The sequence below is a fragment of the Roseimicrobium sp. ORNL1 genome, assembly GCF_011044495.1.
Taxonomy (GTDB): domain Bacteria; phylum Verrucomicrobiota; class Verrucomicrobiia; order Verrucomicrobiales; family Verrucomicrobiaceae; genus Roseimicrobium.
In genome coordinates, this window is sequence record NZ_CP049143.1 from 7,305,378 (window position 1) to 7,320,621 (window position 15,244).

General features: G+C 60.3%; 9 protein-coding genes. 3 read left to right on the forward strand and 6 right to left on the reverse strand.

The features are described 5' to 3' along the window. Positions 1–62 precede the first annotated feature (62 nt). Both G5S37_RS29485 and G5S37_RS29490 read left to right on the forward strand, forming a co-directional pair. Complete coding sequence (locus G5S37_RS29485) at positions 63–3,047, forward strand: protein kinase (protein WP_165209715.1); 2,985 nt, start codon at positions 63–65, stop codon at positions 3,045–3,047. Between the two features lie 73 nt (positions 3,048–3,120). Then, positions 3,121–4,275 (forward strand): metallophosphoesterase, encoded by a 1,155-nt coding sequence (locus G5S37_RS29490; RefSeq protein WP_165209718.1) that lies wholly within the window; start codon positions 3,121–3,123, stop codon positions 4,273–4,275. Positions 4,276–4,719: 444 nt separating this feature from the next. Here G5S37_RS29490 and G5S37_RS29495 read toward each other — a convergent pair whose 3' ends face one another. From G5S37_RS29495 to G5S37_RS29520, 6 genes are all read right to left on the reverse strand, one after another. Further along, positions 4,720–9,456, reverse strand: a complete 4,737-nt coding sequence (locus tag G5S37_RS29495; RefSeq protein WP_165209721.1) for a PVC-type heme-binding CxxCH protein — start codon at positions 9,454–9,456, stop codon at positions 4,720–4,722. Positions 9,457–9,671: 215 nt separating this feature from the next. Continuing rightward, positions 9,672–10,409, reverse strand: coding sequence for a DUF1080 domain-containing protein (locus tag G5S37_RS29500; protein WP_165209724.1), 738 nt, complete (start codon positions 10,407–10,409; stop codon positions 9,672–9,674). Between the two features lie 121 nt (positions 10,410–10,530). Next, on the reverse strand, positions 10,531–10,818 hold the full coding sequence (locus tag G5S37_RS29505) for a hypothetical protein (protein ID WP_165209727.1): 288 nt from the start codon (positions 10,816–10,818) through the stop codon (positions 10,531–10,533). Between the two features lie 42 nt (positions 10,819–10,860). After that, a complete protein-coding gene (locus G5S37_RS29510; RefSeq protein WP_165209730.1) occupies positions 10,861–11,217 on the reverse strand; it encodes a glyoxalase superfamily protein in 357 nt (118 codons plus the stop codon). Positions 11,218–11,863: 646 nt separating this feature from the next. Further along, on the reverse strand, positions 11,864–12,598 hold the full coding sequence (locus G5S37_RS29515) for a Bax inhibitor-1/YccA family protein (protein ID WP_165209733.1): 735 nt from the start codon (positions 12,596–12,598) through the stop codon (positions 11,864–11,866). 274 nt (positions 12,599–12,872) lie between these two features. Then, on the reverse strand, positions 12,873–13,304 hold the full coding sequence (locus tag G5S37_RS29520; RefSeq protein WP_240914743.1) for a DUF5069 domain-containing protein: 432 nt from the start codon (positions 13,302–13,304) through the stop codon (positions 12,873–12,875). A 94-nt stretch (positions 13,305–13,398) separates the two neighbouring features. Here G5S37_RS29520 and G5S37_RS29525 point away from each other — a divergent pair, with 94 nt between their 5' ends. Then, positions 13,399–15,225 (forward strand): hypothetical protein, encoded by a 1,827-nt coding sequence (locus tag G5S37_RS29525; protein WP_165209736.1) that lies wholly within the window; start codon positions 13,399–13,401, stop codon positions 15,223–15,225. The last annotated feature ends 19 nt before the right edge of the window (positions 15,226–15,244 follow it).

The window sequence follows — 15,244 nt, forward strand, 5'->3', positions numbered from 1 at the left end:
TTTTTCTGTAACCCGCGTGACCGGTTCCTTCAGGAAGTGCGTGAATCCATCGGCCATTCACCATGACGCCCTCGAAGACCTGTCCTGAATGCGGCGCACCGCTTCCCGCGGATGCTGCTGCTCCTGATGCCCTCTGCCCCGCCTGCCTCATGAGCCAGGCGGCCCGCGCGATGGATGTCACCCAGCCCTCCCCCGTCCCCCGGCAAACTGCGGAATCCCTGCTACAGCATCTGCCTTGTGATTTCGGCGGCTATCACGTGCTGCGCCTGCTGGGGCGCGGTGGCATGGGCGCGGTGTATGAGGCGGAACAACGCGCCACCGGCAGGCGTGTCGCGCTGAAGGTCCTGGGCCATACCCCGGACTCCGCAGAGATGCGCCAGCGCTTCCTCCGCGAAGGAAGACTCGCCGCTTCGGTGAGCCATCCGAACACGGTCTACATCTTCGGCACCGAGGAGGTTGAAGGCGCGCCGGTCATCGTGATGGAACTGGCCGGCGGTGGCACGCTGAAGGATGAGCTGAAACGGCGCGGTCCCCTGCCCGTGCGCGAGGCGGTGGATGCCGTGCTGCAGGTCATCGATGGACTCGAGGCGGCGCACACGGCCGGTGTACTACACCGTGATGTGAAGCCCGCGAACTGCTTCCTCACGCCCGAGGGCACGGTGAAGGTGGGTGACTTCGGCCTTTCCGTCTCCACGCTCGCGCACACGGATACGAAACTCACCACCAGCGGCATGATGCTGGGCACGCCGTCCTTCGCGCCACCAGAGCAGTTGCGTGGAGATGAGCTGGATGCGCGCGCAGACATCTACTCCGTGGGCGCCACGCTCTATGCCATGCTCACGGGGCGTGTGCCATTTGAAGGGGACAATGTCATCCACGTGGTGACACGCGTGCTGGACACCACTGCGAAGCCACCGCTGGAACTCCGCGCGGATCTGCCGGCAGACCTTTCGCAGGTGATCATGCGCTGCCTGGCGAAGAAGCGCGAGGACCGCTACGCCACGCATGCTGCTCTGCGCGAGGCGTTGCTGCCTTTCAGCTCGCAGGTGTTGCAGCCGGCGCCATTGGGACTGCGCTTCGTCGGTGGCTTCGTGAATGAAGCGCTCATCATGGTTCCCGAGATGCTCATGGGAATCTGGATGGGGTGGGAGGCTTTTGACTACTTCCTCTCTGAGCGCAGTGTCGCGTCCTTCGCCCTGCTTCTCGGGTTCATGGCGGTGTACCTCTTGTACTACACCATCACGGAGGGCATCTGGGGCACTTCGCTGGGCAAGGCCTTGTGCGGACTGCGCGTCGTGCGGCTGGATGGCGCGGTGCCCGGCATGCCCCGCGCCTTCGTGCGGGCGCTCTTCTGGGTCCTGGCATTGAATCTCGGCTACCTGATCATCAGCTTCACCATGACTGCGGAGGAATACCGGGCCTCGGTGGATGAACCATGGAACCCCATATGGTACTGGGTGCTCACGCCGCTCTGGCTGCTCCTCCTGGTGACCATGCGACGCTCCAATGGCTACGCCGCGGTGCACGATCTCATCAGCGGCACGCGCGTGGTGGTGCGGCCAAAAACATCCGTACGGCCCCGTCTCACGGTCATGGAGGAAGGTGGTAGCGCACAAGGCGGTGAGCGCCTCGGGCCCTATCTCGTCAGCGGAGTGCGCTCCAGCACGAGTGCCTTCGTGGAGGGTTATGATGATGTGCTGCGCCGCCGTGTCTGGATCCGGCTCTGCGATGACACGGCACCGCCAGTCAATGAAGCCCGCCGGCATGCCAGCCGCGCTGCCCGCCTCCGCTGGTTGGGAGGGGTGCGAGCCGGTGAGGTAGGATGGGATGCCTATGAAGCACCGCAGGGACGCGCGCTTGTCTACCTGGCACCGCAGTCGCAGTCATGGGGCACGGTGCGGCACTGGCTGCATGATCTCGCCCAGGAGATGGATGCCGCCATGCGGGATGGCACACTGCCACGCACCATTTCGCTAGCTCATGTCTGGCTGACGGCTGATGGCCGCGCCGTGCTTCTGGATGACGCCTGGCAGGACCACGCGCATGGCGTCATGGCACAGGAAGATGACGTGCCCCACACGATTTCCACCGCCGAGGATGCGGAGAGATTCTTGTCCGCCCTTTCGCAGCGCCTGTTGGATCCAGCCACGACACCGCTGTACGCGAGGGACTTCCTGGCCAAGCTTTCCTCCGGGGCCATGGATCGGCTGAGCTTTGTGCTGGGAAATCTCCAATCCCTCATGAGCCGCCCATCCGCAGTGACCTTGCGCAGGCGACTCGCTTCCATGGCGCTGCTGCCCGCCTTTCTGGTGGTGAGTGTGGGTATCTTGGGTCTTGCCTTGTGGGACAACAGCCGCCCCATTCACGAATTCCAGGCGGCCCATCCCGAGCACAAGATGCTCCCCATCATGCTAACCGCGTATGAGGGCATGCACCATGAGCCCAAGCGCCGGCCGAAAGCGAAGATGGAAGATGCCGCGCGGCTCGTCGCATGGCACCGGCAGTTCATCGAAGCTCCTGACTTTGATGAAATCACTGCGGAGGTGTTCACCGATGAGCAGCGGGAGCTGGCACGGTCTGCCGTACAAGAATTTCCCAACGTGACCGAAGCCGAGTATCAGAAGGCGGAGGCAGGCGTTGGTAAGGGGATGAGAAAGATTGGCATGGCGCCGCACGAGCCCTGGCTTCTGTTCTACATCGCTGGGGTGACGGTGGTGTTTGCCGCAGCAGTGAACCTCGTGTGCGTGGCGTTGTTTGGCACCAGTGCAGGCCTCCGCATGTTTGGCATCGCCCTGGTAAACCGTCGCGGCGAGCCTGCCAGCCGCTTGCGTCTTCTGTGGCGTTCAGCGATCGCCTGGGTTCCCCTGGTGCTGCTCCTCGTGGTGTGCGGCGCCACCCACCAGCACGAGGGTGACGCTCCTGCGGTCCTGATCTGGCTGTACGTCGCACTCCTCGGGCTATGGATTGCCGCAGCCGTATGGGCCACTCTCCGCCCTGGGCGCGGGCTGCACGACTGGATGTCAGGCACTCGCCTGGTGCCCCGCTAGACCAGCCGTCCCCGTCTGAGAGTGACATCAGCGTCATCTTGCAATGTTCGAGGTACAAACGCGTTCCTAACGCATGCACGCAGATCATCTCACCTCAGAGCATCGCTGGACACGCCGACACCTCCTTCGCAGCGCTGTCGGCGTGGCTGCGGGCGCCATGGGGATGTCTGTTGCGAAGGGAGCGGAAGATGAGCAGGTAGACTTCACCTTTGCGCTCTTGGGGGATCTCCACTTTGATCGGTTGGAGCATCATGACTTCCAGTGGCTCGCTGCCAGCGGAAAACCGGATCATCCGCAGATCCTGCGCTACAGCGAGCTGACGAAGGAGGTCATGCCCAAGCTCTTCTCCGCCGTGAAGCAACAGGTCGCGACGGACAAGGCACCTCTGGTGATTCAAGTCGGAGATCTGGTGGAAGGTCTGTGCGGCAGCGACGCACTCGCGCAAAAGCAGAATCAGGAGTCGCTGGCGTTTGTGAAAGAAGCAGCTCTCGGTGCGCCCTTCCTCTTCACGAAGGGAAACCATGATGTGACCGGCCCCGGATCCGAAGAAGCCTTTCGCGAGGTGTTTCATCCCTTCTTGAATGACACTGCCGCGCCATTCGGAGGAAAGCTCGACCCCGAACACGCCTGCTACACCATCACAAAGGGCAACGCACACTTCCTGTTCTTTGACGCCTATTCCAAGAAGAGCCTCGACTGGCTGGAGGCGACACTCACCACGTGCACCCGCCGGCATGTGTTTGTGATCATCCATCCTCCCGTGGTGCCCTATGGCGCGAGGGCCACCTGGAATCTCTATGCGAAAGACAAGAGCAGTCGCGAAAAGTTGCTCACCCTGCTGGGTCGCCGTGAAGCGATGGTGCTCGGCGGGCACATTCACAAGTACAGCACCCTGCAACGCCGCACAGAAGGCGGCGGCCGATTTGTACAAGTGGCCGTAAGCAGTGTCATCTCACCGGGTGCGGTGAAGGCCAAGGATGAACTCGGCGCGCAGGAATACACCGCTGACCAGATCAAAGTAGAGCCCAAGCATTCACCGGAAACGGAACCCCAGCGCCGCGCAGTGTATGATGCCGAGCGTCCGTGGGTGAGCCAGTTTGCCTATGCGGATCTGCCCGGCTTCGCCATGGTGCAGGTGCAGGGAGAACAAGTGAGCCTGCGCATGCACGCCGGATCATCGGGTGAAGTGTGGCGGGAGGTGGATTTGACGGGGGTAATGAAGGGGTGATATCGCGTGTGATATCCGAAGAGAACGGAATACACACGATTGATCTGGATACTGTGACGCGCAGCGTCCTTGGACTGCGTGCAGCCCTGCTGCCGCTTTGAAGAGTCCACAGCCTGCTGTGGCGATGGTGACACTCGCTCGTAGAGTGATGTGTCCAGAAAGTGTTTGGCGACTTCGTCGCAGTGGAGCGTGCAGCAGGCTGCACTTTAGGAAAGCGGCAGCAGGGCTGCACGCAGTCCGAGGCCTTCGGCACCGTTCCGTATCCTTAACCTGACGTTCATGCGCTTCGCCTGCAGCCCTTCAGGCTGCAATTTTAATACCTGATCTCAGAAGCTCTCGCACAATCCACTTTGTCTTTCCCACAAAAATGGCCCACGCAACGGATTGCGTGAGCCACTGTAAAGAATACAAAGGTGGAGCGTTTCGCCTGGCAATCTGCTACACCTACTTCTTCACCGTCTTCGCCTTCAAACTGGAGAGGTATTCCACCAAGTTCACCAAATCATCCTGGGAGAACAGCGCCTGCAGGCCGGTGGGCATCATGGACATGGGGAGCTTGTCGCGCTTGTCGATGAGACGCTTTTCAAACGTGTTCGCCACGCCGCCAGGCAAAGCGAGCACGAGTTGATCATTCGTCTCGCTGCGAATGATGCCCATGGCACTCTGACCGTTCTTCAAGGTGATGCTCCACGTTTCAAAGCCCATGCTCACGCCGGCATTCGGATTGAGGATGGCCTCGAACAGCACTTCCTTGCCGAGCTTGGAACCGATCTCACCGAGTCCGGGGCCAAAGTCCACACCGACATCACCGGCGCGGTGGCACAGGGTGCAAGAGCTCTGCGCCCTGGCGAAGACTTCCTTGCCTTTGGCGGCATTGCCCTTGAGCTTCACGAGTTCCGCGATGGATGGCAGCGCCTGGCCACCGGCCACCTGCGGTGTGGGGAAGGCCTTGGACACGCGCTCGCTGATGCCGGGATACTGCACCATGCTGAGGGCCGTGCCGGCATTCGCCTTCATGTCCTCGGGGAACTTGCCGCCTTCGGACATCTCCACCAGCGCCGTGGCGCCAGGCACGCTCAAGGAGAGGGCCTTCACGGCACCGCTGCGCACGGGGGCCTCACGCTTCGTGTCGGTGAGGATGTCGCTGAGCAATTTCACGGCGCCCTTGTCACCGCTTGCGCCGAGCAGAGCAATGAGACTCTCCGCGTCCTTGCCAGCCAGCGTATCGCCCAGGAGCTTGCGTCCTTCGGGCTGCTTGAGCAGGAGCTTCACCGCGTCTTGCGCGCGTGGGTCCTTGATGTCCTTCAGCGCGGCTTCGAGCAGTTCCGCATTCTTCCCGGTGATGCCGAAGTCCTCCACCATTTCAATGTAGGTGGGTGTGCCCTTCGCGGAGGTGAGAACGCTGTCCAGCGCGGCCTGCACTTCCGGCTTGTCCTTGTAAGGCGTGTTGCGGAGGCGCTTGAGCGCTTCACCGGCAAGGGCAATGCGCTTCTCATTGCCCGTCGCGACCTTCAACAGCGCGACATTCTTCTCTTCACTGGCCGGAATGAAATCAAACGCACGCAGGTAGCGCGGCAGGGTGGCTTCCTCCGACTTCGCATTCGTCAGCAGGGCGGCGAGAAATTGGGAGCTCACGCTGCTGCGTGTGCGCCAGATGATGTCGCGACCGGCAGGACCGTTCCAGCCGTCCTTGCCCACGGAATCCAGCCAAGCCTTGAGGCAGGCGTCTTCGCGACCAATGGCACCGATCCCGAGCGCTTCCACGTACCAGCGATCATTGCCATCGTGCTTCTTCGCGAGTGCGACCCACACGGCAAGCGCCTTGTCCACCGGAGCGGCATCCACGATCTCCACCTTGCCGGGCTTGCCGTTGGCGGGATTCTCCTTCTCGATGTGCGTGCTCGTGGAAGGTTGCGGCGGTTCCACCACGCGCAGGGTGATGGCGTACTCGCGCAGCACCTGCTTGTTCGATTCGCCTGCGACGAGTGCACCGAGTACATCCGCCGCGTTCTCTCCGCTCTTGAAGATGTGCGGGAATGTTCCAGTCACATTGCTCTTCGGCGCATCGGCATTCACCAGAATGGAGGCGAGGCGCAGTTCACGCACCGCAGTGGCGCGGATGTCCGCATCGCCATCTTTCAGCGCCGGATCGAGATACTGACGTGCCTTGCCAGGAATGCGGATAAGCAGGTGCAACGCACGAGCTCGCTGGCGAGAGGTGCCGTTCGTGTACAGCAGTTGCAGCGCCTTCTCCGCATCGCTCACGGCTCCCTTTGCGGAGTCGATCTTCATGCTGACGCTTTCGTTGCCGTCCTTGTCCTTCGTCACCGTCTTGGTGAAGGCGGGACCTTGGAGCATCTCATAGAGCTTGTTCCAGGCGACGTAGCGTGTGCTACCGTTCGGGGATTTCAGGGCTTCGATGCAACCTGCGACACTGTTGAAGTCGGGCGTCGCTGCCTTCCATGCCAGGCCTTCCGGAGCCACGCGATAGATGCGACCGCGGATCTCGCCAGCAATGTTGTCACCCATGTTGTGACCGCCCACACCCGGGTCATACCAGTCTGCCACGAAGAGTGAGCCATCTGGAGCGATATTCACATCCGAGGGGCGGTACCACGTGTCATTCGTGGTGAGGATGTCCACCATCTCCGCGGTGTATCCGGCACCCGTCTTCTTCACAGGATAGGCGCGCACGGTACGAGGACCGGCATCGCAATGAATCAACTCACCTGCAAACTGCTTCCCGAGCGCGGAGCCTTCATTGATGAGGATGCCGGTCGGTGATCCACTGCCGGTCTGCAGGAGGTTCGGAATCGAGCCGGGGTCATTCTGGTACCAGTGACGCAGCGGGATCTCGGTCTCCATGTTGGTACGCTCGGTGCGCCAACCGGCACCAGTCAGCTCATCGGTGTAGCCGTAGTTGCCGTAGTCGAGGATGGCATTGATGCGCACGCCCTTGTTGCCGTCGTCATCATTGTCCGACTGCCACGCCGCGCCGAAGGAGTCCACGCACACTTCGTAGTTGTTGCGGAAGTTGTGCGCGAGTGTCTCCACGTGGCTCACCTTGGCTGCATTGAGATCGATATCGCAGCGGAAGATCATGCCCTGGCGGTAGGGCTTGCCGGCGTCGGCGACTTCACGGCCCATGAGGTCCACCACCGCGCTGCCGTCCGGATACAGGAGCTTGCGGCCTTCATTGCCGAAGTTGAAATAGAATTTCCCATCCGGCCCGAAGACAACAGCGTGGAGGTTGTGATCGTGGTCGAAGTTGCCACCCACCTTCAGGATGATATCGGCCTTCTCCGCCTTGTCATCGCCATCCGCATCCGTCAGCAGCCAGAGGTTCGGGGAGGCGCTGAGCAGCACATGCGTGCCCTTGCCGGAAGGATTCGGCAGTACGCAGACGCCGAGCGCATTCGTCACATCCTTGCTCTGGTAGAAGGTGGTTTCCTTGTCCGCTTCGCCGTCGCCATTGGTGTCTTCCACGATGACCACGCGATCACCTTCCGGGCGCAGGATGCCCCAGGCCTTCATGGAGGAGCGGTAGTTCACACTCTCGGCAATCCACACGCGGCCCTTGGGATCGATGTCCAGATTGGTCGGATTCTGCACCATCGGTTCCGCGGCGAAGAGCGTGGCCTTCAGTCCCTTCGGCGTGGTGAATCCATCCATCTGTTCCTTGGCCTCGGCGAATCCATGAGGCTTGCCTCCACCACTGGAGCCCGCCTGCACGAGCGCGGGGGCAGGAGCGGAGGTAAACACCATGGCCACGGCCTTGTTATTCTGGGTCTGCTTTGTGCCACCGGCATCGAGCCCGATGGAGGTCTCCAGCGACTTCACCCCGGCAGGAAGGTCGAAAGCGATGACTGAATTCGAGTGCGTGCCGATGCCCAACAGGCGGCCGGACTTGCTCTTCGGCGTGTAACCTTCCACGGCCATGTCGCCGCCACCGGTGTTGCGATTGATCACCACGCCGCCCCAGCCGCTGGTGGCCTGCTTCATCTTCACATCCGAGAGCTTCGTGCGGGTGCCGTCTTCCATCACCAGGGTGGGCTCGATCCAGTCCACCCAGTCGCAGGCGATGCCGTCCTCACCCTCGTGCACCACGAGGTAGAGTTCCTTCGCACCGGCGAGATCCACCTTGATCTCGCTCACACCGGTCGCCTTGCTGATTTCCTTTTTGAAGAGCGGCTTCGCACCGCCCTCCGGGGCCGCAGCCTGCTTGGCAGGCGCGGCGGGAGCGGGAGTAGCGGCAGGAGCCTTGGGCTTCTCGGGAAGGCCCTGTCCGGGCTTCGGATCCAGATTGGCCTTGAGGTCATCCTCGGTCACCTTGGAGGCCACACCTTCGGCAGGTACGTCAGCCTTGGCCGCCCAGGCGATGGCATTGAGCACCAGCTTGCGCTGGTCGTCATTTCCCCACCCCTTGTGGAAGTGGCCACCGGTGAAACCGAAGCCACGTCCGCCACCCTCACGTTCCACGGCCCACGCGACATGCTGGGGCTTCTTCGCGGCAACTTCCGCACGCACATCCGGATTGCCGCTGTGGTCGCCGTCTTTCCGGCTCATGGTGCTGTCCGGGGGCACATCGCTCAGGATGGGCGTCACGCCTTCCATGTTCCGGCGGAAGCGCATGTGGAAGTACCACTCGTCATTCGTGGAGAAGGGCTTCACGCCGCTGCTGATGGGGTGCTTCGGCAGTTCCTTGAAGTTCGCGTCCCAGTGCGGGTTCACGCTCCAGTTCACTTCAAAGGCGCCGCCGAGCCAGTCGATGAATTCGTTGTTCCCCTTCTGGAGGGTGGGCTCCACGGCGTAGTGCAGGCACACGAAACCCGCGCCGCGCTTCATCTCCTTGTCGAGCTGTTCCAGGCGGTTCTCCTGCAGCGCTGGGTGTCCGCCACCTCCGTCCGAGTAGATGAGGATGGCGTCCGCCTTCGCGAGAACCTCGGGGGTGGGCCACTGGCCATTCAGGAGCACGGTGGGCTCCACGGGCAGGCCGCTCTCCTTCAGGCACTTGGCCAGGAGCTGCACGCCGGCATTGTGCTCATGCTGGCCGGGACCGTGGGACGGCTTGCCGGCAATCATGACGATGGACTTTTTCGCATCGGCGGCCTGAAGCTGCGACTGGAGGAAGCCAGCCGCGCCTAGCGCCAGGGTGAGGGCGGGGATGATGAATCGTTTCATGCTGCTTATTTCAAAACCAAAACAAAGGCCCGGGGCCGGGCGATGAGGGTGGAGAGAAACGGGCCTCGCTGCGAAACCCTTTCGGGGGAGGTGGAGCTACAGCGAGACGCGGGGAAGAAGCCTTGCGGAACCTGCGGCAAAAGGAAAGAAAAAAGCCACAGTCGCGCGCGGGCGACTGTGGCTGGAGATGCGTTACGCAGTGGGAGGTAAACTAGTTACTTCGACTCCTTGAGGATCAGATCCTTGAACTGCACCACCATGGGCGGCCCAGCGTGGATCTGCAAGGCGAGGATGCCGGTCTTGGCGGCATTGGCGCTGTCTTCGTCCGTCACGTCGATGGTCTGCTTGCCGTTGATGAAATGCTGGAGGTGGTTGCCCTTGGCGACGATCTTGTACTCGTTCCAGTCCTCCGCCTTGATGGAGGCCTGGATTTCATCGCTGTTGCCCACGGAGCCGGTCACTTCCACCACGGGCTTCTTGCCGTCCGGGCCGGGCTTGATGGTGGTCTTCTCACCACGCTTGGCCAGGATGCCGCGGCCTTTTTCTTCATACAGGATGCCGCTGTAGGTCTTGCCGGCCTCGAAGTCGGCCTGGTAACCGCTGACGATGGGGCCATGCTCGCCCTTCGGGAGTTCCTTGCTGCGGTACTGCACACCGCTGTTCCCCGCGACGATGCGGTACTTGAAGGTCAGCTCGAAGTCACCCACGGTGCCGTCCTTCCACACGAGGAAGGTGTTGTGCTTCAGGGTGCTCTTCTTGTCCTCGGGCGTGGCGCCCTTCGTGGTGCCGGTGATGGCGCCGTCCTGCACGCTCCAGAGGTCGGGATTCCCCTCCCAGCCGGTGAGGTCCTTGCCATTGAAGATGGCCTTGCCTTCATCAGCAGAGGCCACGGAAACGAGTGCCAGCGCGAGCGCTGCGGAGAACGAGAGAATGCGGGTGCGTTGCAGTTTCATGCGGGCGAGATAAACGGAAGGTCCGGGAGGATTCCAGCGGGGAAATGAGGAAAATGATCCCTTCCGCCAAGCACGGCTGGACTCCAGAAAACTATTGCCCTGAGCCAAATTTGAGTCCCACTCAACGCTTCTGCTTGCTGATGGGTACTCCGGTTGGCACGGGGATGTCCACCTCGGTTTCAAACACCTTAACTCCGAACGACATCTTCTTTTCGTAACGCCCGTCGTAATTGTCATCCATCAACAACCAGTCAGCATCTGCCCAGCCTCGGTGCGTGTGTGATTCACAATCAACCTTCCCATCACCATTCCGATCGTAGTAGGTGATTTTCTCCGCCTTCTTCAAGGGATCATCGTCAGCTGCGTATCCAGTCGAAAGTGCCGCGGCATTCAGGAGCAGAACAATCATCGTGGTTCTCATCGGATTCAGGACCTGGGGGTGACAGGTTTCTTATGCCTCGGTCGCAGGACACCCAAATCCCAGGTGATTCCCGTCCAGATCCACGACCAGGAAATCGCGCATGCCGTAGTCGTAGTTCTTGGGCTCGGCTTTGAAAATGGCGCCCTTGCCAGTGATCTCGGCGTAGTAGGCATCCACCTCATCACAGAAGAAATAAGCCGTGCCACCTCCCACGGGGCGGTCATGGATGCTGTGGCCGGAGAGATGCAGGCATGCATTGCCGATCTTCACTCCGGCATAGTCGCCAAAACGAAAGTCCTCGGTGAACCCAAGGACTTCTGTGTAGTGCTTCAACGCGGCATCCACGTTGGAGACCTGGAAGACGGGGACAGCTTCAGTGGCTCTCATGGTGAGTTTTCAGTTTTTGGTGAAGGTAGATTTCACGCTCCAGCCTCCGCGGCTTTCCCGTTCACTATGCGTCCAGAAATCGGAATACTTCATCCTCCGCCCTTTCCGTGCCCGAAATATAAGAAAATGCGCCGTCGGACCTGTACGTCAGCACGTTTCCATCAGGGCAATACAACATCCATTGTTCCTGCAATTCCTCCTCATAGGGGCCGGTCAGCAACTGCCCGCCCAGATCAAACGTGAAGGAGCTACGCCCAGCTTCTGGCCGGAACTTCAGATCCGATAAGGCTTGTCCGTGGAGGATGTCGCACGCTGCCCGGATTTCGTCTCTATTGGACTCCCAAAAACAGAGCTCCCGCCGATCTTGGACGATTTGCCAACCGCAGCAATAGATCCAAAGATGCCACTCCCCTTTTAGATGGACGATTCGGCGAAGGCGAGATTTGGGAATCTTGGGGCTGGGAGGAACCACTCTCCCAATCTCCAAACTGGGATTCCCAAATTCAAATGTGAGGAACGAACCGTGCCCCTGCTTCACGTTCCAGCAGGGCAGTCCGAACAGTTGGTCAAAGACCCTGTCGAGAATTTCCGCAACCGGAGTTTTGTGTCCTGGCGTCAAAAGCAACTTTTACCCGCAGGAATTCGCTTACCTCCGATCTGCCAGCTTCGCGAGCAGGCGCAGGATTGATACATAGAGCCACACCAGCGTCACCAGCAGGCCGAACGCGGCATACCACTCCATGAACTTCGGCGCGCCCTGTTCACAGCCGTTTTCAATAAAGTCGAAGTCCATCACGAGATTCAGTGCGGCGATCACCACGACAAAAGCACTGAAGCCGATCCCAACCAGCCCACTGCCGTGGATGTAGGGAATCTGGATATGGAAGAAGCTCAAGATCCAGGTGGCCAGGTACACGAGGAAGATGCCGCCCGTGGCCGCCACGACGCCCAGCTTGAAGTTCTCCGTCGCCCGGATGAGGCGCATGGAATACGCCGCGAGCAGTGCGAGCAACACGCCGCAGGTGAGCAGCACCGCCTGGAGCACAATGCCGTTGTACATCGTGTTGAATTGGGCCGAGAGCGCTCCGAGGAACACCCCTTGCGCGGCGGCGTACAACGGCGCCGTGATCGGCGACCAGGTCATCTTGAAAACCGTGATGAGGCAGAGGATGAGGCCAGCAATCGCACCCACCCCCATGTACATGCCGGATGAGGCAGGATTCGCCAGGGAGGCGCTCCAGGTGTAGGCCGCCGGCACGAGCAGGATCATGAGCAGCAGCACGGTCTTGTTCACCGTGCCCTGAAGGGTCATGGGATTGGTGACGCCGGATTCCACTTTCTGGAAGGTGGAATCAGAAAGGGTGGGATTCGCGGTTCTCATAAGAGAAGAGATGGGGTGAATGTGTCTGCGGATGATACGGGAGAATCCGCATCTGCACAGGTAAAAAATCACTGTGGTGATCCGCGATTGCACGGCGCGAACAAAAGCGGGCTTACACAGCAGGATTTCAACACGGAGTCACAGAGACGCAGAGACACGGAACTGAGGTGAAATTTGTTCAGTACCCCGGTTGTTCCGCAGTCACTCCCAAAAAAATCCTCTGTGCCTCCGTGACTCTGTGTCTCCGTGTTGAAATCCAGCACTCGAACAACGCTCACTTCGCGCGTCCTTCACGGAAATCGATGATCTCAAAGGCGGTGACGAGATCATCGCGATCCGCGAGTCCGTCCTCCGCCTTTACCCTCCGCAGGAAGCGGCCGGGGAGATCATTCCAGCCGACCTTCCGTGCGAACTCATTCCAGATGTACACGCGCTCCTCCGTGAGCTGGAAGCCGCTGTGCTCGCAGCACCACGCGAGAATTTCCTCATCTGTGCCGCCCTGCTGCACACGGGTGCACACTTCTGCGAAAGCGACGCCGAGGTAGGAACACATCCTCCCATCCATCCCGATGGCGAGTCCGAAGTTCGGATGGTACTCCTCCGGCAGCTCGCCGCGCTGATGCACGCGAATCTTGTCGAGCATGCGGCCAAAATAAAAGAGTCCGCCGACTTTCTCACGCGGGCTGCGTTGGGGTGGATTGATCATACGGGCTTGATACGATACTCCGTGAGAAGCGAATCAGCATAACTTTTGCGCCGGGCTTCCGATCCTACCTGTACGGCTTCACCCAAAAACCACCATGCCTAAGACCAAGCACCCCAAGGCAGTCCTCGAAAACGAGCGTCGCCCTCTCCAAGCGCTCCACTTCTCCATGCGGACCAACGAGGAGCAGGGCTCGAATCAAGCCAGTGTCACCTACCGTGTCGATGCCATGGACAACACGTCTCTGGGCTCGCATGGTGAGACGATGGGGTTTGCCAAACAGATGGTGCCCCCGGACAAGGAATTGCGTACCGCCAGCCGTCTGTTCAAAAACTCAGGGGATGCACAGGGAGATGCAGGGCTGATCACACGTCAGGTGGCGTCCAACCAGGCGGACAAACTTCTGGGGCTCAATGTCATCGCCGAGGAGAAATACGGGGTGGACAAGGACGGCAAGGTCATCGGCGTCAGTATCCAGGCAGATGGGTGCAACGTGGTTGGCAAGAAGGGCGTGCTTCAGGTGGATTGCCGGGATCCCCGCATTCAGAAGGGGCTTTCCGACTTGCAGGTGATCGATTTCATCAACGGTGAGACCGACCGGCACGCAGGAAACATCTTCATCGATCCCGCGACTGGCAAAGTCACCGGCATCGACAACGACCTCTGCCTGCCCGAGAAGCAAGTCGGAGGGCAGGCACTCGACAAAATGGTCGGCATGCCCAAGATCATGCACGAAGACACGGCCAGACGAATTCTGGAGGCGGACCCAGAAAAACTGCGCGCCATGCTCTCGACTCCTCCGCCGAAGAATGGTCCCAAACCGCTCAGCAAGGACGCCATTGATGGTGCAGTCAACCGTCTGAAGGCGCTCCAGACAGAGCTGCAAAGCCAGTCAGGGGCCATCCTGGTGGTGAAGAGCTTCAATGACAGCACCCATCACAAGGCGATGGATGACGCGAACGAGTCCTACAAAAAACAACAAAAGACCTCCATGTCCGTGAAGGCGCAACACGAGCCGAAGAGCATGGATGAGTTCATGAAGATGTCCGAAAAGGACCGGGCGAAGATTCCGCCTTCCGCCATCGACAGCCTCGATTCGACCCCGAAGACCTCCTACCTCGCCACCGTGGAGATGGAGATCGCCAAGAACAAGATCCTGACGGGGAAATACGTACTTCCGGAACATACGAACGCACCCACCGCCAAACGGCAACCCGATATCAAGCTGGAGAAGGAGCTCGCGGATGGTTACCAAAAGATGTCCGTGCCCGAGCGCAAGACCTTCGACAAGGCGTTCGAGCGTCTGAACAAGATGGAGGAGCAGCTCGACGCGAAGCGGAAGCACCTGGATGACCCAAGCATGACCGACCGCTTCAAAGCCCTCTACAAGGGCAAGCAGGAGGTGCATGACCAAAAAGAGCAGCACGCCAATGACCTCGCGAATCAGATAGCGCAGCTCAAGGGTTCACTGATCCAGAGCGCCCGGAAACTGAACGAAGAAATCGGGCAGGACAAAACTTTCTCCAACGAGACCTCGGGCACGAAGTCGTCGCTGTCTTCGCTCGTTTCCCACACATCCTCGTCCCAATCGGAATCTCAATCACACTCTCAATCCAAATCCCAATCTCTGGACTCGACGGGACACACGGCGAATGGCGCACGTTCCGAGGCTGAAGAGACCCTGCAGAATTCCAACGCGAAAAAGTCTCAGGTGGACACGCTGGGCAATACCAGCCCGGACCCCGACGAACATCTGAACGTGCGTCAGATGCTCGACCATGAACACGGGGAGCATCCGACGCGCCCCAGCACCAGGGTGGAAGTCAGCAAGGATCACCCACCCAGTGTCCGCGACAAAACGCATCTGGAAGTGCACCACAACACCAAGGGCGAGATCCATCACAGCCAGAGCCAGCATCAGTGACGCGATGCCGCGGGTGCCT